The organism is Limnohabitans sp. YIMB22184, assembly GCF_048020265.1.
Taxonomy (GTDB): domain Bacteria; phylum Pseudomonadota; class Gammaproteobacteria; order Burkholderiales; family Burkholderiaceae_C; genus Limnohabitans_A.
In genome coordinates, this window is sequence record NZ_CP171843.1 from 134,423 (window position 1) to 158,622 (window position 24,200).

Here is a 24,200-nt window from a genome sequence, read left to right on the forward strand (position 1 = left end):
GGATGCGCTGGAAGCCTTGAAAATCAAGCCTTCCGACAAATTGCACATCCAATGTGCAAGATAAAAAGACCAATAAAATCAATAGCTTGCGAAGTGGGGGGTGTATCTGGTTTGCTGCTGTGCAGCAAGTGAAGGGTGTGATGACGAGGGTTTACTTTTGTGCATAAGTCAAGCGCGGGAAGCCATTTATTTTGCAAAAAAATGGCTTGAATCGCTGTTTTTATATGCTAATAGTGGATTCCCCTTCGCACATTCCACGCTCACTTTTGGCGCATGGCCCTTGAATGGCTGTGCACCGCCTCGACCAGCGCCGTCACATGCTCGGGTGGGGTGTACTGGCTGATGCCGTGGCCCAGGTTGAAGATGTGCGTGGGGCCGGTTTGGGAGGTGTCGGTGTGCGGCTTGCCAAAGCTGTCGAGCACCCGGTGCACCTCGGTCGCGATCTGTGCGGGTGGCGCAAACAGGATGTTCGGGTCGATATTGCCTTGTAGCGCCTTGCCGGGGCCGCCCACTTGGCCGCCCACGAGAGCCCGGGCGCGGCCCAGGTTCATGGTCCAGTCCAGGCCCAGCACGTCGCAGGTCAGGCCCGCCATCTCGGGCAGCCACAGGCCGCCGCCCTTGGTGAACACGATGCTGGGGATGCGTTGGCCGTTGTGTTCGGTTTTCAGTTGGCTCAGAACGCGGGCGGTGTAGGCCAGGCTGAACTGCTGGAAGGCCCCATCGGCCAGCACGCCGCCCCAGCTGTCAAAGATCATGACCGCTTGGGCGCCTGCTTCGATTTGGGTATTCAAGTACAGGGCCACGGCGTCGGCGTTGATTTCCAGGATGCGGTGCATCAAATCCGGGCGGCTGTACATCAGGGTCTTCACATGCCGGTAATCGTCCGAACCCGCACCCTCGACCATGTAGCAAGCCAGCGTCCAGGGGCTGCCAGAAAAGCCGATGAGCGGCACGCGGCCGTTCAGGGCTTTGCGAATCGACGTCACCGCGTCGAACACGTAGCGCAGCTTGTTCATGTCGGGCACGGCGAGGTCTGCCACAGCGGCTTCGTCGCGCACGTTTTTGGCAAAGCGCGGGCCTTCGCCTTGGGCGAAAGACAAGCCCAAGCCCATGGCGTCAGGCACGGTGAGGATGTCGCTGAACAGGATGGAGGCATCCAGCGGGTAACGCTCGAGGGGTTGCAGGGTCACTTCGGTGGCGTAGTCGACGTTGGTGGCCAGGCCCATGAAGCTGCCGGCCTTGGCGCGGGTGGCGCAGTACTCGGGCAGGTAGCGCCCGGCCTGGCGCATGAGCCAGACGGGGGTGTGGTCGGTGGCCTGGCGCAGGCAAGCGCGCAGGAAGGTGTCGTTTTGCAGGGGGGCGAAGGAGGTCATGCCCTTATTGTGGCAGGCGTCTCTTTCAGAGAATTCGCGAGCGGGATGTTCGCTGCGGCAAGTGTGGCTTAACGCGCTGGAAGTCCTTGCAAGGCGGTTTGGACTTCAGCCACGCTGGGCAACTCTGACAAGAGCACCGGCGCACGGCCGGGTGCATACAGGGCATAAACCGGGACGCCGCTGCGGCCCAGTGCCGTGAGGGCCTGCGTGATGGCCGGGTCGCGCCGGGTCCAGTCGGCCCGCATCAGCACCACTTGCCTGGCCGCAAAGTCGGCCAACACACGTTCATCGGCCAGCGTGGTTTTCTTGTTGTACTGACAGGTCACGCACCAGGCGGCGGTGAAGTCCACAAACACCGGGCGGCCAGCGGCCAGTTGGGTCTGTACATCTGCTGCTGACCAGGCTTGCCAGGTGGCTGTGTCAGTGGCCGTGTTGCTGGCCGGTGAGGCCGAGGCGGTGATGGCAGGCGCTTCGCGCAAAACCAAAGGCAACCAGCTGCTGCCCAGCCACAGCAAGGTGGCCAGGGCCAGACCGCTGATGACCCAGCGTGTGCGGCCTGCAAGGCCCAGCGCCCAGACCAAGCTGGCCACCGTGAGCAGCAAGGCCAGCAAGCCGCTGGCACCGTCGATGCCGGTTTGTTGCCCCAGCACCCACAGCAGCCAGATGACGGTGGCGAACATTGGGAACGCCATGGCCTGACGGAAAGTCACCATCCAGGGCCCAGGGCGCGGCAGGGCGCGGGCGATGCCCGGCCACCAGCTGGCCGCCAGATACGGCAAAGCCATCCCCACCCCCATGGCGGCAAACACGCTGAGCGCTTGCCAAACGGGCAGCGCGATCGCCAGGCCCAGCGACGCGCCCATAAAGGGCGCGGTGCAGGGCGAGGCCACAGCCACGGCCAGCACGCCCGACAAACCGGCGTTCACCGTCGGGTGGCGGCTTTGCAGCGTGGCCAGGCTGCTGGGCAGCATCTGCCCAAATTCAAAAACACCCGCCAGGTTCAGGCCGAGCAGGGTGAACAAGAGCGCCAATCCGGCCACCACAGGCGGCGACTGCAGCTGAAAGCCCCAGCCCAGTTGCTCGCCCGCAGCCCGCAAGGCGAGCATCAGCCCGCCCAGCAGCACGAAGGAGATGACCACACCCGCCGTGTAGGCCATGCCGGCAGCGCGGTGTGGGGTCTGCGAGGTGTGGCCTTGAGCAAAACCCAGCACCTTGATGGCCAGTACCGGAAACACGCAGGGCATGAGGTTGAGCAGCAAGCCGCCGACCAGCGCGCCCAGGATGGCCAGCGCCAGGCCCAAGGCGGTGGTGGAGGTCGCTGGCTTTTCAGCCGCGCGGGCGTTCTCGGCCAGTGCTTTGGCCAAGGCGGGCGAAATCTCGGCGGGCGCAGCTGTTGTCAGTGCGGGCCAGGTGCCTTGCACGGGGGTGTCGATGTCAAAAGCAGGCGCTTGGGGCGCCGACTCTGGCCCCGCTGCGATCACCCAGCGCATCGATGCGGGGCTGTCGCCGCGCTCTGGCGACACCGGAATTTGGGCACGCCAGACCGCGCCTTGCCAGCTTTGTGTCCAGTCCTTGCCTTGTACGGCCGCGTTGTGCACCACGCTGGCCGTAACGGGGAAGGCGCTGAGCGTCTGACCGCGCCAGCTGGCAGGCAGGCCGTGCACGCGCAAGCTCAGCTGTTGGCCGTCGTCCGACAGCTGGGTTTGTCCCCCGGTGATCCAGCTGCCGCCTTGCTGCAGTTGAGGCAGGGTCTGGGGGCTGAGTTTTTGGCTGGCCTCAAACAAAGCCGCGTGCGCTTTTTGCGGCGCGGCAGAGGCCAGGTTAAGGGTGAAGCGCCCTTCTTGCGGGATGCATTCCTGGCGGCACACCAGCCACTCGGCTTGCAATTGGAGTGGCAAGCTGCCCGAGGCCGGGAACTGGAATCCGGCTGACACCGTGATGGGTACGGCCAGCAAAAGACGGCCCTCGTAGCCGTAATTGGCCAGCGTGCCAATCGGGATTTTTTTGGGCAGGGGCCAGGCGATGTCACCCGCCTGCAAGCCTGCGGGCAGCCGCCATTGCAGCCGGGTGGGCAAGCCAGAGTCGCCCGGGTTTTGCCAGTAGGTGTGCCAATGCGGCTGGTGCTCGATCTGCAGGCCCAGCCAGAAGGTTTGTCCCGCCTGGATGCCCTGGGGGGCGTGCGCCAGCAATTCGGCCCGCACCTGCTCGGTGCTGACCACAGGGCTGGCGCTGGCCAACAAAGCGGCGGTGCCAGTCGTGCTGACGGCGGACTTGGATGAAAAAAGAGCGCCCGTCTGCGCCAAGCTGGGCACGCAGGCCGCCATAAAGGCGAACCAGACCAGCCAGGCGAGCTGGCGCCCAAGCGAGGCCAAACCACGGTCAAACACGGAAACTTTCACACCCATCCTTCTTTTTTGCGCCAAACCCTTGGGGCTTGGCCTTGTGCGAGAGGCACTGTACACGCCCCGGCTCCATTAAGATGCCTGCCATGCAAAACCCTTCGCGTTTTTGGGCCGACTGGACCACCACCGATTTTCAGGCCTTGGCAACGGGCCGTGCCATGGATCGGGTGATCGCCGTCCTGCCCGTGGCCGCCACCGAGCAACATGGCCCGCACCTGCCGCTCTCGGTCGACACCGATCTGGTCAATGGCGTGGTGGCCGCTTGTTTGCCCCATTTACCCGCCGATTTGCCCGCTTTGTTCTTGCCCACCCAGACGGTGGGCCTGAGCCCCGAGCATGCCCGTTTTGCCGGCACCTTGACGCTCAAGGCCGAGACCGTGATCCGCTTGTGGACCGACATGGGCGAGTCGGTCGCGGCCAGCGGCGTGAAGAAACTGGTCTTGCTCAACGCGCACGGCGGGCAGGTCAGCGTGATGGACATCGTGGCGCGGGACCTGCGGGCCCGGCTGGGCATGCTGGTCTACAGCGTGAGCTGGTTCAATCTGCCGCTGCGCGACGCACAGGGCTCTGATGTGAATGCGCTTTTCAGCCCAGAGGAACACCGCTTTGGCGTGCACGCGGGGGACACCGAAACCTCGATGATGCTGGCGCTGCGGCCCGGTGCGGTGCGCATGGACCAGGCGCAAAACTTCCGGTCCACCTCGCAAGACCGCGCCGAGCGCTTTGAGATCCTGGGTAATGGCAAAAGCGCCAAGCTGGGCTGGCAAATGCAGGACTACAACCGCCAGGGCGCGGCGGGCAACGCGGCGGCGGCCACGGCGGAAAAAGGCCAGGCCTTGCTGGACGCCTCCGGGCGGGCGCTGGCGCAGTTGCTCGGTGAGATCGACCGGCTGCCGCCGGACACCTTGCGCGATCAGGTCGGCTGATCGGCGCTGCTTGTCACAGCCGGGGCAGCACCAGTTCGCAGTGGTCGCGGCTCACGCTGCGCGGGTACTCACGGGTCGTGTCGATGCAACCGCCTTCGGCATAAACGCCTTTGGGGTCGCGCATGCGGAGCATGCGCTCCAGAACCTGCGAGCGGGCTTCAGGGTTGGCTTGGGTTTGCGCGACCAAGGCCTCGACCACCGACTCGTCCATGTGCAAGTCCCCTTGGGCGTCGGCGTACACGCCATCTTTCCAGTGGAAAATTTCGATGGCTTTGGACTCGAGGGTGTAAGGCGTGTCGCGCTTCCAGAAGTTGCTGAACAAGCCGCCGCCCATGTAAAGAACCCAGGAGCCTTCGTAGCCGGTGACGTCTGAAGAGCGTTCGTCGGGGTTGCGAAACCACAAACGGTCACCCGGCACATAAAAGCGGGCTGGCAATGGGGCCTCCATGCTGCCGTACTCGATCAGGTAGACATCATGGAACTGACCCGATCGCACCGCGTGGACTTCATTGAGGCGTTGCAACTGGGTCAGCAGTTCGGGGTTGCCGGTTTGGAGCTCTTGCGCGATGCCCAGCAAGATCACGTATTCGGTCGCCCGGTAGCAAGAAAAATCGTAGAGCTTGCCCGTGGCATCGGGTTGGGTGGCTGCGATCAGGGCGTCGACCAAGCAGCGACCGGGTTGCAGAATGAAACCCGCGTCGTCCCCTCCGTCTTGCCAAAATGCCTGTGGTCGCTCGGCCGCATCGGTTTTGAAAGCCAAGGCGGTTTTCCTGGCGTCCAAAGCCATGTTGCGCCGCACCCGGATGTGCGAGGTGAGTGCGGCCAGGCTGGCGAATTGAAAACGGTGCGGGGAGCCCAGCAGGGCCACCCATATTTCACGCTCCAGCGCCCAGGCTTCGTCAGTTTGGGGGGTATGGCCCAACTTTTCTTGCAAGGCCAAAGTGTCGTGGCCGGGCATGCACTGCGCTCTGAAGTCGGGGCGCAGATTGCAGATCAGTGCGACCTGGTTGCCGTTCAGGGGCAAGACCAAGGTCTGAACAGCTGAAGCCAGTGCCCATTCGTCCAGCAAATGGACCAACTCGCGCGTCAGCCGGTCAGCGTCCTCGGCTTGGGTTGTGGTGAGTTGGATGCCACCCTCTTGCGATTGGAGGGTCAACCAGGCGGTTGAACTGTTCATGGCCCGATTTTGCCTGCTAAGCGAAGGGTTATTGCTTAGGGAATCTACGGGTGAGCCGCATCTTGTGCTTGGTTGATTTTTGCTTCAGGCGAAGGTGACCCAGCTTTGGTGCTCGTCGCTGTCCAGATGCGGCAAGGTGTTGTAAGTCAGCAGCATGTGGCGCTTGGGGTTGAACACGAACTCGGTCAGTGCCGTGTTGCGGATGCGCAGGTTCAGCTCGATGGTGGTCTCGGGCGGGGTGCCCAACACGCGACCCACGGCAGTCGAGATGGGGCCGCCGCTGGAGACGATCATCACGTCTCCGGTGTGAGATTGCCGCACATGGTCGAGCGCTGCCTCAATGCCGCCCACAAAGTCGACATAGCTGGGCATGCCCTGCGGCTGGGTGCGCCCGGCCATCCAGGCCTGCAGGGCATCGCGCAGCAGCCTGAAGTGGTGGCGGTACAGCTCGGGCGTGTCGGGCTTGGCCAGCGGCTCGGGGTGGATGGACTCGATCAGCGCGTGGCTGTCGTATTCGTTCAGGCCGGGCCACACCGATGGCGTGTGCGTCAAGCCCGCGCCCTCGGCAATGCCTTCCCAGGTTTGGCGGTGGCGCTTCAAGCTGCCCATGAGCACCGCTTCGAGCGGTTTGTCTTGCAGCTTGGGACGCAAATACTCGCCCAGGCGCACCGCCTGCTGGTGGCCCAGCGGGCTGAGTTGATCGTAGTCGTCGGCCCCGAACGAGGCTTGTCCGTGGCGGACCAGATAGAGGGTTCCCATGGGCTGAGATTGTGCGCAGCCCGGGGCTTTTCGCCTGTCGCTGGGGTGATCAGAGGGTGACGGTGCCCTGGATGCAGCCGACCACATCGCCACCCACCCAGACCTGGCCTTGTTCGTTTTTGGAGAGGAACACTTGACCGGCACGGCCCAGCGCTGTGCCCTGACGGGCGCTGTATTGCGCGGGCATGTGGCCCTCGGCCATCAACCATTGGGCCAGCGATGCGTTCAAGCTGCCGGTGACCGGGTCTTCGGCGATGCCCACCGGGGCGGCAAAGGCCCGCACTTCCAGATCGGTGGGGTCGTTGGCGATGCGGGTGGACCCCGCAAAGGCGCGGGCCTCGCGGTTGGCGCGGCGGATCAGGCCGCCAGCCTTGGCCTCGCGCTTGGCCGCCACACCGACCTTGGTGTTCAGGCGCTTGAGCGCCGCGTGGTCAGGCTCTAGGGCGAGCAGGCTGTCCACCGAGTCGATCAACAGGCCCAGCCAGTGCGGGCCGTTGTTCAGGTCCTGCGCGGCCAGCACCTCGTCGGCGTGCAAGCCCAAAGCCGCCAGCACCTCGGCGAGCAAGGCTGGCGCAGGCGTCTGGCGCTGCAAGGGGGGCGCGGCAAAAGCCCAGCGGCCATCGACCGATTTCAAGTTGACCAGACCGACACCACATTCCTGCATCAGTTGACCGCTTTGCCGGGGCTGACCGCCTGCCTTCAGCCAGGCGTGGGCCGTGCCCAGCGTCGGGTGACCCGCAAAGGGCAGCTCAGCGCCGGGCGTGAAGATGCGCACCCGGTAGTCGGCACCGCCCGCAGCTCCTTCGGGCGTGGGCGGCAGCACAAAGGTGGTTTCGCTCAGCTGCGTCCAGCGGGCAAAGGCCTGCATCTGCGCATCGCTCAGGCCCTCGCCGTCCAGCACCACGGCGAGCGGGTTGCCCAGAAAGGCCGTGTCAGTGAAGACGTCGACTTGTTGGAAGGCGCGGGTTTTCATGGCAAGGTCCTGCGTGATGTTCAGAGCGATTCGCGGATGGCGGCCGCCAGCGCGGCCATGCCCGTGTTGATCTGGTCGACCGTGGCGGTCACAAACGACAGGCGCAGCGTGCTTTCGTTGGCGTCCTGCGCATAGAATGCAAAGCCGGGCACAAAGGCCACGCCTTTGGCCACGGCTTTTTCCAGCAGGGGAACGGCTTTGAGACCCTGGGGCAGTTGCACCCACAGGAACATGCCACCCACCGGGCGGTTCCAGGTCAGGCCCAGCCCTGCCATTTCGCGGTCCAGCGCGGCGAGCATGGCTTCGCATTGCTGTTTGTAAAGCGCACGGATGGTGGGCACATGGCGCTCGATGAAGCCGTCCTTGAGCACTTCGGCCACCACCCGCTGGTTGAAGCTGGGCGTGTGCAGGTCGGCCGCTTGCTTGGCTTGCAGCAGCTTGGGGTAGAGCGTTTTGGGGACGACCAAATAACCCAAGCGCAGGCCGGGGGCCAGGATTTTGGAGAAAGAGCCGAGGTACACGCTGCCCTCGGGGTGGCGCGAGCTCAGCGATGGCGCGGGCGGCGCGTCAAACCAGAGGTCGCCGTAGGGGTTGTCTTCGATGATCGGCAAGCCGGTCTCGACGGCCACTTGCGCCACGGCGGCGCGGCGCTCTTCGGTCATGGTGCGGCCGGTGGGGTTCTGGAAGTTGGGCAGCAAATACACAAAGCGGGCCTTGTCAGCGCCAGTGCCGACTTTGGCGCGCAGGTCGGCGGCATCCACGCCGTGGTCGTCGCTGTTCACACCCACAGCCACCGGCTCCATCGGGGTGAAGGCTTGCAGTGCACCCAGGTAGGTGGGGGTCTCCACCAAGATGCGGCTGCCTGCGTCGATCAGGATCTTGGCCACCAGGTCCAGGCCTTGCTGGCTGCCGGTGGTGATGAGCACCTGGTCGGGGCTGACTTTCATGCCCTGCTTGAGCAGGTCTTGTGCCACCCATTCGCGCAGCGGCGCATAGCCTTCGCTGGCGGCGTATTGCAAGGCGGCTTTGCCGTCGTCTTTCAGCACGCGCTCGCTGGCTTCGCGCATGGCGTCGATCGGGAAGGTCTGGGGGGATGGCAGGCCGCCCGCAAAGCTGATGATGCCGGGCTTCTCGGTCACTTTCAGGATCTCGCGGATCACCGAGGGGTTCATTTTGTCGGCGCGTTGGGCCAGCTTCCAGTTCATGTTATTTCCTTCAGAGGTTGTTGGGGAGGCCGGGGACCGGCCGTGCGCCGCCCCATGAAGACCGTGAGCACCACCAGCAGGGCAAAGCCCAGCGTCATCGCATCCAGGGATTCTCCCAGCAATGGCACGGCTGCCAGGATGGTGATGAACGGTTGCAGCAGTTGCAGCTGGCTCACGCGCAGGGTGCCACCCAGCGACAGGCCGCGAAACCAGGCAAAAAAGCCCGCCCACATGGAGAACACGCCGACATACATCAGGGCCCACCACGAAGCGGGCGCTACCGCATGTTCGGGCCAGGTCAGCCAGGCGCCGGGCAGGGTGACGGGCAAGGCCATGACGCACACCCAGCTGATGACTTTTTCAGCGCCCAGGCTGGCCGTGACTTTGGCCCCGGCCACATAGCCCAGTGAGGCAGCCACCACCGCGCCCAGCAGCAGGGTGTCGGCCCAGGTCAGGCCAAAGCCATGGCCCACGTCGTGTCCCATTTGGGCGGCGCGAAGCACGCTGTAGACCGCGACCAGGCCGCTGCCCAAAGCGGCAAACACCCAAAACCCCAGGCGGGCGCGTTGGTGCATGAGCCAGGCGGCGGCTGCCGCCGTGGCCAGCGGCAACAAGGCGGTGATGACGGCCGCATGGCTGGCCGTGACGTGGCGCAGCGCCCAGCCCAACAAAAGCGGGTAGCCGATCACGTTGCCCGCCAGTGACAAATACAAGGGGCCGCGTTGGGCAGCCTCGGGCCATGGCGCCCGCACGGCCAAGAGGTAAATGGCCGACAGCCCACCCGCCAGCGCGGCCCGCGCCCAGGTGACAAACCAGGGTGACATTTGCGGTGCGTCCACCGTGCCTGTGGCCAGGCGCGTCATGGGCAAGGTCAGCGCAAAGATGATCACGCCCAGCAGCCCCAGCCAAAGTCCCAGGTTCTCGCGGTGTTGAGGGGTGTTGTTCATGCGTTGTGGTGCTTTTAGTGTCGTCGTGATCAACGGCGACGGTATTTTGTCTGTCAGGGTGTCGGGTATGTGTTGGGTGTGAAGCCAGCCGCGCGGTGGCGTTGGAGCGCTTGGGGGTGCTCAGGCATCAACCTGCGCCTTGGCGCAAGCCGTTCAAAATCCACAAGGCCGTGGCCACCAGCGCCACCGACATGCAGCGGTTGAACATCAGCAAGCGGCGGCCGTGCGCCAGCCAGTGCCGCAGCATCGAGCCCGCCACCGCGTAGGTCAAGTTGCTGAAAAAACCATAGGCCACCATGATGGGCAGTAACACCAGCGTGCGGGCCGTGGCGTCTTCGCGCCCGGCCACCCAGCCCGCCACGATGGCGAGCGCCAGCATCCAGGCCTTGATGTTGAGGAACTGCAGGCCCACGCCTTGCACAAAGCCCACTTGCAGTTTGGCGCTGTCGGCCTGCTGCAAACTGCCGCTTTGCCACAAACGCGAGGCCAGCCACAGCAAATAACCCGTGCCCAGCGTCACGATGCCCCAGCGCAAAGGCGGAAAAGCCACCACCAAACCGCCTAAACCCGTGGCACACAGCACGAACAGAATGCCCCAGCCCACCGGTACCGCGCACACAAAGCGCATGGCGCGGCGCAGCCCATGGTTGGCGGCCATGGCGGTCGACAAGGTGGTGTTGGGTCCGGGGGTGAAGCTGCTCACGGTGGCGAGCACCAGCAGGGCGCTGAGTTCTGAAGGGGTCATGGCTTTGAATGTAGAGCCAAAAGGCAACAAGTCAGGTCGCCATTTGGACTCTCAAGCGTGCCTTCAGCGGGCCGACAGCACTTCCCAGCGTTCCATGGCCGCCAACAGCACCTCGTCAATCTCGGCATCGCGCTTGAACAGTTGCTGTGCCAAGCCCGGGTCGCGTTGGTAAATGCTGCCATCTGCCAGTTGTGCGCGGGCTTCGGCCTGTTCTTTTTCCAGCGCTTCGATTTTGGCGGGCAGCTCGGCCAGTTCGCGTTGTTCTTTGTAACTTAGTTTGCTGCGGGCAGCTGCTGCGGGTGGGGCAGCCGTCGTTTCAGGGGCTGCCGTGGCCGCTGGCGACGAGCCACTGCGTTGCGCGGCCTGCGCCCGAATGGCCTGTGTGCGTTGGGATTGCACCAGCCAGTCTTGCACCGAGCCTTCGTATTCGCGCCACAGACCCGGTTGGTCCGGGGCGCTTTCGCAGGCGATGATGCCGGTGACCACGTTGTCCATGAAGGCGCGGTCGTGGCTGACCAGGAACACCGTGCCTTCATAAGTCTGCAGCAGCTCTTCCAGCAATTCCAGGGTTTCGATGTCCAGGTCGTTGGTGGGTTCGTCCAGCACCAGCACGTTGGCCGGGCGGGCAAACAAACGCGCCAGCAGCAAGCGGTTGCGCTCACCCCCTGACAAGGAGCGCACGGGCGAGGTGCCGCGTGCGGGCGAGAACAAAAAATCGCCCAGATAGCTCTTGACGTGCTGGCGCTTGTTGCCGATCTCGATCCATTCGCTGCCGGGGCTGATGAAGTCTTCCAGCGTGGCGTCCAGGTCCAGCGCATCGCGCATTTGGTCAAAGTAGGCCACTTCCAGCTTGGTGCCACGGCGCACTTCGCCGCTGTCGGCTTCGAGTTCGCCCAAAATCAGTTTGAGCAGCGTGGTCTTGCCCGCGCCGTTGGGGCCCAGCAGGCCGATCTTGTCGCCGCGCAACAAGGTGCCGGTGAACTTGTGGATGATGGTGCGCACCGAGCCATCGGGCTGGGTGAAACTCTTGCTCACGTCCGTCAACTCGGCCACCAGCTTGCCGCTGGGCACACCCGAGGCGACTTCCATTTTCACGTTGCCCACTTTTTCACGACGGGCGGCGCGTTCACTGCGCAGGTTTTGCAGGCGCGTGATGCGGCTTTGGCTGCGGGTGCGACGTGCTTCCACCCCTTTGCGAATCCAGATTTCTTCCTGGGCCAGCAGTTTGTCGGCTTTGGCCTGGATCACGGCTTCTTGGGCGAGTTGCTCTTCTTTTTGAATTTGGTAAGCGGCATAGTTGCCTGGGTAAGGGCGCAACTTGCCCCGGTCCAGCTCGACGATGCGCGTGGCGATGCGGTCCAAGAAGGCGCGGTCATGGGTGATGGCGATCACGCTGCCCTTGAAGTCAATCAGCAGATCCTCCAGCCAGGTGATGGCATTCAGGTCCAGGTGGTTGGTGGGCTCGTCTAATAAGAGCACATCAGGACGGGTCACCAAGGCCTGCGCCAGAGCTACGCGCTTGCGCATGCCGCCAGACAGCGATTGCACGATGGCGTTGGGGTCCAGCTTCAGGCGTTGCAGGGTTTCGTCCAGGCGTTGTTCCCAGCCCCAGCCGTCACGTGACTCGATCAGCCCCTGCAGGGTGTCCAGATCCCCGCGGCTGTGTGTGTAATCGTCTATCCATTGCATCACCTCGGCCAATCCCTCGCGAACCGACTCAAAAATGGTGTGCTCAGGGACCAGAATGGGTTCTTGTGCGACGTAGGCGATACGAACACCCTGTTGCACGTGCAGCGTGCCGTCATCCGGGCGTTCCATGCCCGCCAAAATTTTGAGCAGGGACGATTTGCCCGTGCCGTTGCGACCAATCAAGCCGATGCGCTCCGATGTCTCCAGGGAGAAGTCTGCGTGATCGAGGAGTGCAACATGGCCAAAAGCCAGAGAAGCGTTCAAGAGTGTGAGTAAAGCCATAGGCCCATTATCCGGGCGGGACTTGCAAAAAATGCCCAGCGGCACCAAAAAACTCACCGCAAACGAAAAAGCTGTGCCATAATCGAGGGCTTCGCTGCACACAATTGCTGCTCTTCTAAAGAAAGGCAGCAGGCGCAGCGAATAGGTTGATGAGGTGATCTGGTTAAGCACCAGAAAATTTTCAAAAACTTGACGCAGCGCCAAAAACTGTGTCATAATTCAAGGCTTCGCTGATCGCGGCGAGGCAAGCAAAGTGGCTCTGAGCTGCTTGGGTTCTTTAAAAATATACAGCCGATAAGCGTGGGCGTTTGATGGTGATTGCCAAGTTCTTCGGAACTTAGCTTTAATTGGCTAACAAACGCTCATGAAGTAAAAAAGATGTGGATATCAGAGATGATGTTCGCGTCGATTCCAATTTATGAGTTGCTCGAAAGAGCGAAAAAATCAAGATCGAACTATAGAGTTTGATCCTGGCTCAGATTGAACGCTGGCGGAATGCTTTACACATGCAAGTCGAACGGTAGAGGGGGCAACCCCTCGAGAGTGGCGAACGGGTGAGTAATATATCGGAACGTGCCCAGTCGTGGGGGATAACGTAGCGAAAGTTACGCTAATACCGCATACGATCCAAGGATGAAAGCGGGGGACTCGCAAGAGCCTCGCGCGATTGGAGCGGCCGATATCAGATTAGGTAGTTGGTGGGGTAAAGGCTCACCAAGCCAACGATCTGTAGCTGGTCTGAGAGGACGACCAGCCACACTGGAACTGAGACACGGTCCAGACTCCTACGGGAGGCAGCAGTGGGGAATTTTGGACAATGGACGCAAGTCTGATCCAGCCATTCCGCGTGCAGGATGAAGGCCCTCGGGTTGTAAACTGCTTTTGTACGGAACGAAAAGGTTTCCATTAATACTGGGAGCTCATGACGGTACCGTAAGAATAAGCACCGGCTAACTACGTGCCAGCAGCCGCGGTAATACGTAGGGTGCAAGCGTTAATCGGAATTACTGGGCGTAAAGCGTGCGCAGGCGGTTATGTAAGACAGAGGTGAAATCCCCGGGCTCAACCTGGGAACTGCCTTTGTGACTGCATAGCTAGAGTACGGTAGAGGGGGATGGAATTCCGCGTGTAGCAGTGAAATGCGTAGATATGCGGAGGAACACCGATGGCGAAGGCAATCCCCTGGACCTGTACTGACGCTCATGCACGAAAGCGTGGGGAGCAAACAGGATTAGATACCCTGGTAGTCCACGCCCTAAACGATGTCAACTGGTTGTTGGGTCTTCACTGACTCAGTAACGAAGCTAACGCGTGAAGTTGACCGCCTGGGGAGTACGGCCGCAAGGTTGAAACTCAAAGGAATTGACGGGGACCCGCACAAGCGGTGGATGATGTGGTTTAATTCGATGCAACGCGAAAAACCTTACCCACCTTTGACATGTACGGAAGTCGCTAGAGATAGCTTCGTGCTCGAAAGAGAGCCGTAACACAGGTGCTGCATGGCTGTCGTCAGCTCGTGTCGTGAGATGTTGGGTTAAGTCCCGCAACGAGCGCAACCCTTGTCATTAGTTGCTACATTCAGTTGGGCACTCTAATGAGACTGCCGGTGACAAACCGGAGGAAGGTGGGGATGACGTCAAGTCCTCATGGCCCTTATAGGTGGGGCTACACACGTCATACAATGGCTGGTACAAAGGGTTGCCAACCCGCGAGGGGGAGCTAATCCCATAAAACCAGTCGTAGTCCGGATCGCAGTCTGCAACTCGACTGCGTGAAGTCGGAATCGCTAGTAATCGTGGATCAGAATGTCACGGTGAATACGTTCCCGGGTCTTGTACACACCGCCCGTCACACCATGGGAGCGGGTCTCGCCAGAAGTAGTTAGCCTAACCGCAAGGAGGGCGATTACCACGGCGGGGTTCGTGACTGGGGTGAAGTCGTAACAAGGTAGCCGTATCGGAAGGTGCGGCTGGATCACCTCCTTTCTGGAAACTGCAATCTAAATTGAACGCTCACACTTATCGGTTGTTGGAAGGTTGTCGCTGACGGCTTGGCTGATGCCTGGTCATTGGTGACCGGCTTGGGTCTGTAGCTCAGTTGGTTAGAGCACTGTGTTGATAACGCAGGGGTCGTTGGTTCGAGACCAACCAGACCCACCAATCCTTCTGAGGACAAGCGCTGTAAGGCGCAAGAGGGTAAGACACCGGGGGATTAGCTCAGCTGGGAGAGCACCTGCTTTGCAAGCAGGGGGTCGTCGGTTCGATCCCGTCATCCTCCACCATCACTTATCGAATGTCTGGGGTCTGTATGGATCTCGCAGATTGTTCATTCAAAACAAAAGCTGCTTTGCAAGAAGTTTGTAAAGGCTGTTTTTGTGTTGATTGATATTGATCGATTGACAAGTGTCGCAAGACACACGGCTGTTCTTTAAAAATTCATAGAGTCGAATCAGAGTTGCCAGGGGAAACCGCACATTCGTAAAGGTTTAGTGCGGACCGTGCCCCTGGTGACAATTTTTTGATTGCGTCAAAACGAATATTCAACCGTGCCGAAAGGCAGTTGAAATTCAGTAATGACGAATTGTTCTTTTAATGTTGGATAGAAATATCCGGTGTTGAAGGGATATTCACATTACGGCATAACGCGTCAGGTGAAAGACCTGACAGACAGTCCTTGAAATAGCGATGGGTTCTCGACAAGAGAGTTCAAAGTTATAGGGTCAAGTGACTAAGAGCATGTGGTGGATGCCTTGGCAATGATAGGCGACGAAAGACGTGAAAGCCTGCGATAAGCTTCGGGGAGCTGGCAAATAAGCTTTGATCCGGAGATTTCTGAATGGGGAAACCCACCCTTCGGGGTATCGCATGATGAATACATAGTCATGCGAGGCGAACCGGGTGAACTGAAACATCTCAGTAGCTCGAGGAAAAGACATCAACCGAGATTCCGAAAGTAGTGGCGAGCGAAATCGGAAGAGCCTGTTAGTGATAGCGCAATTGTTAGCAAAGCGGCATGGAAAGGCCGACCATAGAGGGTGATAGTCCCGTATGCGAAAACAAATGTGTGGTACTGAGCTAACGACAAGTAGGGCGGGACACGAGAAATCCTGTCTGAATATGGGGGGACCATCCTCCAAGGCTAAATACTCATCATTGACCGATAGTGAACAAGTACCGTGAGGGAAAGGCGAAAAGAACCCCGGGAGGGGAGTGAAATAGATCCTGAAACCGCATGCTTACAAAAAGTAGGAGCCCGCAAGGGTGACTGCGTACCTTTTGTATAATGGGTCAGCGACTTACATTCAGTGGCAAGGTTAACCGAATAGGGAAGCCGTAGAGAAATCGAGTCCGAATAGGGCGATCAGTCGCTGGGTGTAGACCCGAAACCAAGTGATCTATCCATGGGCAGGATGAAGGTGCCGTAACAGGTACTGGAGGTCCGAACCGACTAATGTTGCAAAATTAGCGGATGACCTGTGGATAGGGGTGAAAGGCTAAACAAACTTGGAAATAGCTGGTTCTCTCCGAAAACTATTTAGGTAGTGCCTCAAGTATTACCTGCGGGGGTAGAGCACTGTTTTGGCTAGGGGGTCATGGCGACTTACCAAACCAAGGCAAACTCCGAATACCGCAGAGTACAGCTTGGGAGACAGAGCACCGGGTGCTAACGTCCGGACTCAAGAGGGAAACAACCCAGACCGCCAGCTAAGGTCCCTAAAATTGGCTAAGTGGGAAACGAAGTGGGAAGGCTAAAACAGTCAGGATGTTGGCTTAGAAGCAGCCATCATTTAAAGAAAGCGTAATAGCTCACTGATCGAGTCGTCCTGCGCGGAAGATGTAACGGGGCTAAGCCAGTTACCGAAGCTGCGGATTTGCAATTTATTGCAAGTGGTAGGAGAGCGTTCTGTAGGCCTGTGAAGGTGTGTTGTAAAGCATGCTGGAGGTATCAGAAGTGCGAATGCTGACATGAGTAGCGTTAAAGGGGGTGAAAAGCCCCCTCGCCGTAAGCGCAAGGTTTTCTACGCAACGTTCATCGGCGTAGAGTGAGTCGGCCCCTAAGGCGAGGCAGAGATGCGTAGCTGATGGGAAACAGGTCAATATTCCTGTACCGATGACAAGTGCGATGTGGGGACGGAGAAGGTTAGCTCAGCCAACTGTTGGATATGTTGGTTCAAGCCTGTAGTCGTGCTCGGTAGGCAAATCCGCCGGGCTTAGATGAGGGGTGATAACGAGGGTGCTTGCACCTGAAGTGAGTGATACCCTGCTTCCAGGAAAAGCCACTAAGCTTCAGCTTGTCATTGACCGTACCGCAAACCGACACTGGTGCGCGAGATGAGTATTCTAAGGCGCTTGAGAGAACTCAGGAGAAGGAACTCGGCAAATTGATACCGTAACTTCGGGAGAAGGTATGCCCCAAGTAGGTGAACTCGCACAGAGGGAGCCCAACGGGGTTGCAAAAAATCGGTGGCTGCGACTGTTTAATAAAAACACAGCACTCTGCAAACACGAAAGTGGACGTATAGGGTGTGACGCCTGCCCGGTGCTGGAAGATTAAATGATGGGGTGCAAGCTCTTGATTGAAGTCCCAGTAAACGGCGGCCGTAACTATAACGGTCCTAAGGTAGCGAAATTCCTTGTCGGGTAAGTTCCGACCTGCACGAATGGCGTAACGATGGCCACACTGTCTCCTCCTGAGACTCAGCGAAGTTGAAATGTTTGTGATGATGCAATCTCCCCGCGGAAAGACGGAAAGACCCCATGAACCTTTACTGTAGCTTTGTATTGGACTTTGAACAGATCTGTGTAGGATAGGTGGGAGGCTTTGAAGTGAGGACGCTAGTTCTCATGGAGCCGACGTTGAAATACCACCCTGGTGTGTTTGAGGTTCTAACCTAGGTCCATTATCTGGATCGGGGACAGTGCATGGTAGGCAGTTTGACTGGGGCGGTCTCCTCCCAAAGCGTAACGGAGGAGTTCGAAGGTACGCTAGTTACGGTCGGACATCGTGATAATAGTGCAATGGCATAAGCGTGCTTAACTGCGAGACTGACAAGTCGAGCAGATACGAAAGTAGGACATAGTGATCCGGTGGTTCTGTATGGAAGGGCCATCGCTCAACGGATAAAAGGTACTCTGGGGATAACAGGCTGATACCGCCCAAGAGTTCATATCGACGGCGGTGTTTGGCACCTCGATGTCGGCTCATCTCATCCTGGGGCTGTAGCCGGTCCCAAGGGTATGGCTGTTCGCCATTTAAAGAGGTACGTGAGCTGGGTTTAAAACGTCGTGAGACAGTTTGGTCCCTATCTTCCGTGGGCGCTGCAGATTTGAGGAAGCCTGCTCCTAGTACGAGAGGACCGGAGTGGACACACCTCTGGTGTATCGGTTGTCACGCCAGTGGCATTGCCGAGTAGCTAAGTGTGGAAGAGATAACCGCTGAAAGCATCTAAGCGGGAAACTCGTTTCAAGATGAGATCTGCCGGGGCCTTGAGCCCCCTAAAGAGTCGTTCAAGACCAGGACGTTGATAGGTCAGGTGTGGAAGCGCAGTAATGCGTTAAGCTAACTGATACTAATTGCTCGTGCGGCTTGACCCTATAACTTTGATCACACGCCGAAAGGTGTGCATCGATCAAGGCTGTTATGCCAAGTTGACGCATTCAAAAAAAGCTGAGAAGCTGGCTGAGAAGCCCGTTTGTAAAGCTAAAATCTGATTCGAAACTCTATGAATTCGTTGTCTTGATGCGTGTCAAGATGACAACAAGTTATGCCTGATGACCATAGCAAGTTGGTCCCACTCCTTCCCATCTCGAACAGGACAGTGAAACGACTTAGCGCCGATGATAGTGCGGATTCCCGTGTGAAAGTAGGACATCGTCAGGCTTCTAACAGCCCAAAACGCCTCACCGTTCGGTGAGGCGTTTTCTTTAGAAGACATTCAAATTCTTCTAAAGAAAACGCAAAAGCGTGATACAATAGAAGGCTTCGCTGATCGCAGCGAGGCAAGCAAAGTGGCTCTAAGTTGCTTGGGTTCTTTAAAAATATACAGCCGATAAGCGTGGGCGTTTGATGGTGATTGCCAAGTTCTTCGGAACTTAGCTTTAATTGGCTAACAAACGCTCATGAAGTAAAAAAGATGTGGATATCAGAGATGATGTTCGCGTCGATTCCAATTTATGAGTTGCTCGAAAGAGCGAAAAAATCAAGATCGAACTATAGAGTTTGATCCTGGCTCAGATTGAACGCTGGCGGAATGCTTTACACATGCAAGTCGAACGGTAGAGGGGGCAACCCCTCGAGAGTGGCGAACGGGTGAGTAATATATCGGAACGTGCCCAGTCGTGGGGGATAACGTAGCGAAAGTTACGCTAATACCGCATACGATCCAAGGATGAAAGCGGGGGACTCGCAAGAGCCTCGCGCGATTGGAGCGGCCGATATCAGATTAGGTAGTTGGTGGGGTAAAGGCTCACCAAGCCAACGATCTGTAGCTGGTCTGAGAGGACGACCAGCCACACTGGAACTGAGACACGGTCCAGACTCCTACGGGAGGCAGCAGTGGGGAATTTTGGACAATGGACGCAAGTCTGATCCAGCCATTCCGCGTGCAGGATGAAGGCCCTCGGGTTGTAAACTGCTTTTGTACGGAACGAAAAGGTTTCCATTAATACTGGGAGCTCATGACGGTACCGTAAGAATAAGCACCGGCTAACTACGTGCCAGCAGCCGCGGTAATACGTAGGGTGCAAGCGTTAATCGGAATTACTGGGCGTAAAGCGTGCGCAGGCGGTTATGTAAGACAGAGGTGAAATCCCCGGGCTCAACCTGGGAACTGCCTTTGTGACTGCATAGCTAGAGTACGGTAGAGGGGGATGGAATTCCGCGTGTAGCAGTGAAATGCGTAGATATGCGGAGGAACACCGATGGCGAAGGCAATCCCCTGGACCTGTACTGACGCTCATGCACGAAAGCGTGGGGAGCAAACAGGATTAGATACCCTGGTAGTCCACGCCCTAAACGATGTCAACTGGTTGTTGGGTCTTCACTGACTCAGTAACGAAGCTAACGCGTGAAGTTGACCGCCTGGGGAGTACGGCCGCAAGGTTGAAACTCAAAGGAATTGACGGGGACCCGCACAAGCGGTGGATGATGTGGTTTAATTCGATGCAACGCGAAAAACCTTACCCACCTTTGACATGTACGGAAGTCGCTAGAGATAGCTTCGTGCTCGAAAGAGAGCCGTAACACAGGTGCTGCATGGCTGTCGTCAGCTCGTGTCGTGAGATGTTGGGTTAAGTCCCGCAACGAGCGCAACCCTTGTCATTAGTTGCTACATTCAGTTGGGCACTCTAATGAGACTGCCGGTGACAAACCGGAGGAAGGTGGGGATGACGTCAAGTCCTCATGGCCCTTATAGGTGGGGCTACACACGTCATACAATGGCTGGTACAAAGGGTTGCCAACCCGCGAGGGGGAGCTAATCCCATAAAACCAGTCGTAGTCCGGATCGCAGTCTGCAACTCGACTGCGTGAAGTCGGAATCGCTAGTAATCGTGGATCAGAATGTCACGGTGAATACGTTCCCGGGTCTTGTACACACCGCCCGTCACACCATGGGAGCGGGTCTCGCCAGAAGTAGTTAGCCTAACCGCAAGGAGGGCGATTACCACGGCGGGGTTCGTGACTGGGGTGAAGTCGTAACAAGGTAGCCGTATCGGAAGGTGCGGCTGGATCACCTCCTTTCTGGAAACTGCAATCTAAATTGAACGCTCACACTTATCGGTTGTTGGAAGGTTGTCGCTGACGGCTTGGCTGATGCCTGGTCATTGGTGACCGGCTTGGGTCTGTAGCTCAGTTGGTTAGAGCACTGTGTTGATAACGCAGGGGTCGTTGGTTCGAGACCAACCAGACCCACCAATCCTTCTGAGGACAAGCGCTGTAAGGCGCAAGAGGGTAAGACACCGGGGGATTAGCTCAGCTGGGAGAGCACCTGCTTTGCAAGCAGGGGGTCGTCGGTTCGATCCCGTCATCCTCCACCATCACTTATCGAATGTCTGGGGTCTGTATGGATCTCGCAGATTGTTCATTCAAAACAAAAGCTGCTTTGCAAGAAGTTTGTAAAGGCTGTTTTTGTGTTGATTGATATTGATCGATTGACAAGTGTCGCAAGACACACGGCTGTTCTTTAAAAATTCATAGAGTCGAATCAGAGTTGCCAGGGGAAACCGCACATTCGTAAAGGTTTAGTGCGGACCGTGCCCCTGGTGACAATTTTTTGATTGCGTCAAAACGAATATTCAACCGTGCCGAAAGGCAGTTGAAATTCAGTAATGACGAATTGTTCTTTTAATGTTGGATAGAAATATCCGGTGTTGAAGGGATATTCACATTACGGCATAACGCGTCAGGTGAAAGACCTGACAGACAGTCCTTGAAATAGCGATGGGTTCTCGACAAGAGAGTTCAAAGTTATAGGGTCAAGTGACTAAGAGCATGTGGTGGATGCCTTGGCAATGATAGGCGACGAAAGACGTGAAAGCCTGCGATAAGCTTCGGGGAGCTGGCAAATAAGCTTTGATCCGGAGATTTCTGAATGGGGAAACCCACCCTTCGGGGTATCGCATGATGAATACATAGTCATGCGAGGCGAACCGGGTGAACTGAAACATCTCAGTAGCTCGAGGAAAAGACATCAACCGAGATTCCGAAAGTAGTGGCGAGCGAAATCGGAAGAGCCTGTTAGTGATAGCGCAATTGTTAGCAAAGCGGCATGGAAAGGCCGACCATAGAGGGTGATAGTCCCGTATGCGAAAACAAATGTGTGGTACTGAGCTAACGACAAGTAGGGCGGGACACGAGAAATCCTGTCTGAATATGGGGGGACCATCCTCCAAGGCTAAATACTCATCATTGACCGATAGTGAACAAGTACCGTGAGGGAAAGGCGAAAAGAACCCCGGGAGGGGAGTGAAATAGATCCTGAAACCGCATGCTTACAAAAAGTAGGAGCCCGCAAGGGTGACTGCGTACCTTTTGTATAATGGGTCAGCGACTTACATTCAGTGGCAAGGTTAACCGAATAGGGAAGCCGTAGAGAAATCGAGTCCGAATAGGGCGATCAGTCGCTGGGTGTAGACCCGAAACCAAGTGATCTATCCATGGGCAGGATGAAGGTGCCGTAACAGGTACTGGAGGTCCGAACCGACTAATGTTGCAAAATTAGCGGATGACCTGTGGATAGGGGTGAAAGGCTAAACAAACTTGGAAATAGCTGGTTCTCTCCGAAAACTATTTAGGTAGTGCCTCAAGTATTACCTGCGGGGGTAGAGCACTGTTTTGGCTAGGGGGTCATGGCGACTTACCAAACCAAGGCAAACTCCGAATACCGCAGAGTACAGCTTGGGAGACAGAGCACCGGGTGCTAACGTCCGGACTCAAGAGGGAAACAACCCAGACCGCCAGCTAAGGTCCCTAAAATTGGCTAAGTGGGAAACGAAGTGGGAAGGCTAAAACAGTCAGGATGTTGGCTTAGAAGCAGCCATCATTTAAAGAAAGCGTAATAGCTCACTGATCGAGTCGTCCTGCGCGGAAGATGTAACGGGGCTAAGCCAGTTACCGAAGCTGCGGATTTGCAATTTATTGCAAGTGGTAGGAGAGCGTTCTGTAGGCCTGTGAAGGTGTGTTGTAAAGCATGCTGGAGGTATCAGAAGTGCGAATGCTGACATGAGTAGCGTTAAAGGGGGTGAAAAGCCCCCTCGCCGTAAGCGCAAGGTTTTCTACGCAACGTTCATCGGCGTAGAGTGAGTCGGCCCCTAAGGCGAGGCAGAGATGCGTAGCTGATGGGAAACAGGTCAATATTCCTGTACCGATGACAAGTGCGATGTGGGGACGGAGAAGGTTAGCTCAGCCAACTGTTGGATATGTTGGTTCAAGCCTGTAGTCGTGCTCGGTAGGCAAATCCGCCGGGCTTAGATGAGGGGTGATAACGAGGGTGCTTGCACCTGAAGTGAGTGATACCCTGCTTCCAGGAAAAGCCACTAAGCTTCAGCTTGTCATTGACCGTACCGCAAACCGACACTGGTGCGCGAGATGAGTATTCTAAGGCGCTTGAGAGAACTCAGGAGAAGGAACTCGGCAAATTGATACCGTAACTTCGGGAGAAGGTATGCCCCAAGTAGGTGAACTCGCACAGAGGGAGCCCAACGGGGTTGCAAAAAATCGGTGGCTGCGACTGTTTAATAAAAACACAGCACTCTGCAAACACGAAAGTGGACGTATAGGGTGTGACGCCTGCCCGGTGCTGGAAGATTAAATGATGGGGTGCAAGCTCTTGATTGAAGTCCCAGTAAACGGCGGCCGTAACTATAACGGTCCTAAGGTAGCGAAATTCCTTGTCGGGTAAGTTCCGACCTGCACGAATGGCGTAACGATGGCCACACTGTCTCCTCCTGAGACTCAGCGAAGTTGAAATGTTTGTGATGATGCAATCTCCCCGCGGAAAGACGGAAAGACCCCATGAACCTTTACTGTAGCTTTGTATTGGACTTTGAACAGATCTGTGTAGGATAGGTGGGAGGCTTTGAAGTGAGGACGCTAGTTCTCATGGAGCCGACGTTGAAATACCACCCTGGTGTGTTTGAGGTTCTAACCTAGGTCCATTATCTGGATCGGGGACAGTGCATGGTAGGCAGTTTGACTGGGGCGGTCTCCTCCCAAAGCGTAACGGAGGAGTTCGAAGGTACGCTAGTTACGGTCGGACATCGTGATAATAGTGCAATGGCATAAGCGTGCTTAACTGCGAGACTGACAAGTCGAGCAGATACGAAAGTAGGACATAGTGATCCGGTGGTTCTGTATGGAAGGGCCATCGCTCAACGGATAAAAGGTACTCTGGGGATAACAGGCTGATACCGCCCAAGAGTTCATATCGACGGCGGTGTTTGGCACCTCGATGTCGGCTCATCTCATCCTGGGGCTGTAGCCGGTCCCAAGGGTATGGCTGTTCGCCATTTAAAGAGGTACGTGAGCTGGGTTTAAAACGTCGTGAGACAGTTTGGTCCCTATCTTCCGTGGGCGCTGCAGATTTGAGGAAGCCTGCTCCTAGTACGAGAGGACCGGAGTGGACACACCTCTGGTGTATCGGTTGTCACGCCAGTGGCATTGCCGAGTAGCTAAGTGTGGAAGAGATAACCGCTGAAAGCATCTAAGCGGGAAACTCGTTTCAAGATGAGATCTGCCGGGGCCTTGAGCCCCCTAAAGAGTCGTTCAAGACCAGGACGTTGATAGGTCAGGTGTGGAAGCGCAGTAATGCGTTAAGCTAACTGATACTAATTGCTCGTGCGGCTTGACCCTATAACTTTGATCACACGCCGAAAGGTGTGCATCGATCAAGGCTGTTATGCCAAGTTGACGCATTCAAAAAAAGCTGAGAAGCTGGCTGAGAAGCCCGTTTGTAAAGCTAAAATCTGATTCGAAACTCTATGAATTCGTTGTCTTGATGCGTGTCAAGATGACAACAAGTTATGCCTGATGACCATAGCAAGTTGGTCCCACTCCTTCCCATCTCGAACAGGACAGTGAAACGACTTAGCGCCGATGATAGTGCGGATTCCCGTGTGAAAGTAGGACATCGTCAGGCTTCTAACAGCCCAAAACGCCTCACCGTTCGGTGAGGCGTTTTTGCTTTGTGCTTCGTGTTTCATAGCGTAGCTGAACCCACTCTCTT

The 24,200-nt window shown here is 57.5% G+C and carries 10 protein-coding genes, 4 tRNA genes and 6 rRNA genes; 11 read left to right on the forward strand and 9 right to left on the reverse strand.

Features of this window, described 5'->3' with window-relative positions; genetic code table 11:
• Positions 1-260: 260 nt before the first annotated feature.
• Positions 261-1,373 carry a uroporphyrinogen decarboxylase gene (gene hemE / locus ACHEXL_RS00620; RefSeq protein WP_416560152.1) on the reverse strand — a complete coding sequence of 371 codons (1,113 nt, stop codon included), beginning with the start codon at positions 1,371-1,373 and terminating at the stop codon, positions 261-263.
• 68 nt (positions 1,374-1,441) lie between these two features.
• Positions 1,442-3,697: a protein-disulfide reductase DsbD family protein gene (locus ACHEXL_RS00625; protein WP_416561366.1), complete on the reverse strand. Its 2,256-nt coding sequence runs from the start codon at positions 3,695-3,697 to the stop codon at positions 1,442-1,444.
• Between the two features lie 164 nt (positions 3,698-3,861).
• Between ACHEXL_RS00625 and ACHEXL_RS00630 the strand changes: the two genes are divergently transcribed.
• Positions 3,862-4,701 carry a creatininase family protein gene (locus ACHEXL_RS00630; protein WP_416560153.1) on the forward strand — a complete coding sequence of 280 codons (840 nt, stop codon included), beginning with the start codon at positions 3,862-3,864 and terminating at the stop codon, positions 4,699-4,701.
• 13 nt (positions 4,702-4,714) lie between these two features.
• Here ACHEXL_RS00630 and ACHEXL_RS00635 read toward each other — a convergent pair whose 3' ends face one another.
• The 7 genes from ACHEXL_RS00635 to ACHEXL_RS00665 form a co-directional block, all read right to left on the reverse strand.
• Positions 4,715-5,878, reverse strand: coding sequence for a hypothetical protein (locus tag ACHEXL_RS00635; RefSeq protein ID WP_416560154.1), 1,164 nt, complete (start codon positions 5,876-5,878; stop codon positions 4,715-4,717).
• Between the two features lie 84 nt (positions 5,879-5,962).
• Positions 5,963-6,637 (reverse strand): histidine phosphatase family protein, encoded by a 675-nt coding sequence (locus tag ACHEXL_RS00640; RefSeq protein ID WP_416560155.1) that lies wholly within the window; start codon positions 6,635-6,637, stop codon positions 5,963-5,965.
• 49 nt (positions 6,638-6,686) lie between these two features.
• On the reverse strand, positions 6,687-7,610 hold the full coding sequence (locus tag ACHEXL_RS00645) for a PhzF family phenazine biosynthesis protein (RefSeq protein ID WP_416560156.1): 924 nt from the start codon (positions 7,608-7,610) through the stop codon (positions 6,687-6,689).
• A gap of 20 nt (positions 7,611-7,630) precedes the next feature.
• A complete protein-coding gene (locus tag ACHEXL_RS00650) occupies positions 7,631-8,815 on the reverse strand; it encodes a PLP-dependent aminotransferase family protein (RefSeq protein WP_416560157.1) in 1,185 nt (394 codons plus the stop codon).
• Positions 8,812-9,762, reverse strand: coding sequence for a DMT family transporter (locus ACHEXL_RS00655; RefSeq protein WP_416560158.1), 951 nt, complete (start codon positions 9,760-9,762; stop codon positions 8,812-8,814). Before ACHEXL_RS00655 ends, ACHEXL_RS00650 begins: the two co-directional genes overlap by 4 nt.
• 127 nt (positions 9,763-9,889) lie before the next feature.
• The gene (locus tag ACHEXL_RS00660; RefSeq protein WP_416560159.1) at positions 9,890-10,507 is read right to left on the reverse strand and encodes a LysE family translocator; all 618 of its coding nucleotides are present in this window, start codon (positions 10,505-10,507) and stop codon (positions 9,890-9,892) included.
• A 63-nt stretch (positions 10,508-10,570) separates the two neighbouring features.
• The gene (locus tag ACHEXL_RS00665; RefSeq protein WP_416560160.1) at positions 10,571-12,478 is read right to left on the reverse strand and encodes an ATP-binding cassette domain-containing protein; all 1,908 of its coding nucleotides are present in this window, start codon (positions 12,476-12,478) and stop codon (positions 10,571-10,573) included.
• Positions 12,479-12,930: 452 nt separating this feature from the next.
• Here ACHEXL_RS00665 and ACHEXL_RS00670 point away from each other — a divergent pair.
• The 10 genes from ACHEXL_RS00670 to rrf (ACHEXL_RS00715) all read left to right on the forward strand — a co-directional run bounded on the left by ACHEXL_RS00670 (position 12,931) and on the right by rrf (ACHEXL_RS00715) (position 24,113).
• Positions 12,931-14,463, forward strand: a 16S ribosomal RNA gene (locus ACHEXL_RS00670).
• Between the two features lie 97 nt (positions 14,464-14,560).
• A tRNA-Ile gene (locus ACHEXL_RS00675) sits at positions 14,561-14,637 on the forward strand.
• A 46-nt stretch (positions 14,638-14,683) separates the two neighbouring features.
• Positions 14,684-14,759 (forward strand) — tRNA-Ala (locus ACHEXL_RS00680).
• Positions 14,760-15,195: 436 nt separating this feature from the next.
• Positions 15,196-18,072 (forward strand): 23S ribosomal RNA (locus ACHEXL_RS00685).
• Positions 18,073-18,245: 173 nt separating this feature from the next.
• Positions 18,246-18,358 (forward strand): 5S ribosomal RNA (rrf, locus tag ACHEXL_RS00690).
• Between the two features lie 327 nt (positions 18,359-18,685).
• A 16S ribosomal RNA gene (locus ACHEXL_RS00695) occupies positions 18,686-20,218 on the forward strand.
• A 97-nt stretch (positions 20,219-20,315) separates the two neighbouring features.
• Positions 20,316-20,392 (forward strand) — tRNA-Ile (locus tag ACHEXL_RS00700).
• Positions 20,393-20,438: 46 nt separating this feature from the next.
• Positions 20,439-20,514, forward strand: a tRNA-Ala gene (locus ACHEXL_RS00705).
• A 436-nt stretch (positions 20,515-20,950) separates the two neighbouring features.
• Positions 20,951-23,827, forward strand: a 23S ribosomal RNA gene (locus ACHEXL_RS00710).
• 173 nt (positions 23,828-24,000) lie between these two features.
• A 5S ribosomal RNA gene (gene rrf / locus ACHEXL_RS00715) occupies positions 24,001-24,113 on the forward strand.
• The 16S, 23S and 5S rRNA genes sit together here with 4 tRNA genes alongside, the layout of an rRNA operon.
• The last annotated feature ends 87 nt before the right edge of the window (positions 24,114-24,200 follow it).

Coding starts and splice junctions, on each gene's coding strand:
- ACHEXL_RS00650 (WP_416560157.1), bottom strand. CDS start 8,815: ATGAACTGGAAGCTGGCCCAACGCGCCGACAAAATGAACCCCTCGGTG.
- ACHEXL_RS00630 (WP_416560153.1), top strand. CDS start 3,862: ATGCAAAACCCTTCGCGTTTTTGGGCCGACTGGACCACCACCGATTTT.
- ACHEXL_RS00655 (WP_416560158.1), bottom strand. CDS start 9,762: ATGAACAACACCCCTCAACACCGCGAGAACCTGGGACTTTGGCTGGGG.
- ACHEXL_RS00640 (WP_416560155.1), bottom strand. CDS start 6,637: ATGGGAACCCTCTATCTGGTCCGCCACGGACAAGCCTCGTTCGGGGCC.
- ACHEXL_RS00635 (WP_416560154.1), bottom strand. CDS start 5,878: ATGAACAGTTCAACCGCCTGGTTGACCCTCCAATCGCAAGAGGGTGGC.
- ACHEXL_RS00660 (WP_416560159.1), bottom strand. CDS start 10,507: ATGACCCCTTCAGAACTCAGCGCCCTGCTGGTGCTCGCCACCGTGAGC.
- ACHEXL_RS00645 (WP_416560156.1), bottom strand. CDS start 7,610: ATGAAAACCCGCGCCTTCCAACAAGTCGACGTCTTCACTGACACGGCC.
- hemE (WP_416560152.1), bottom strand. CDS start 1,373: ATGACCTCCTTCGCCCCCCTGCAAAACGACACCTTCCTGCGCGCTTGC.
- ACHEXL_RS00665 (WP_416560160.1), bottom strand. CDS start 12,478: ATGGCTTTACTCACACTCTTGAACGCTTCTCTGGCTTTTGGCCATGTT.
- ACHEXL_RS00625 (WP_416561366.1), bottom strand. CDS start 3,697: ATGGCGGCCTGCGTGCCCAGCTTGGCGCAGACGGGCGCTCTTTTTTCA.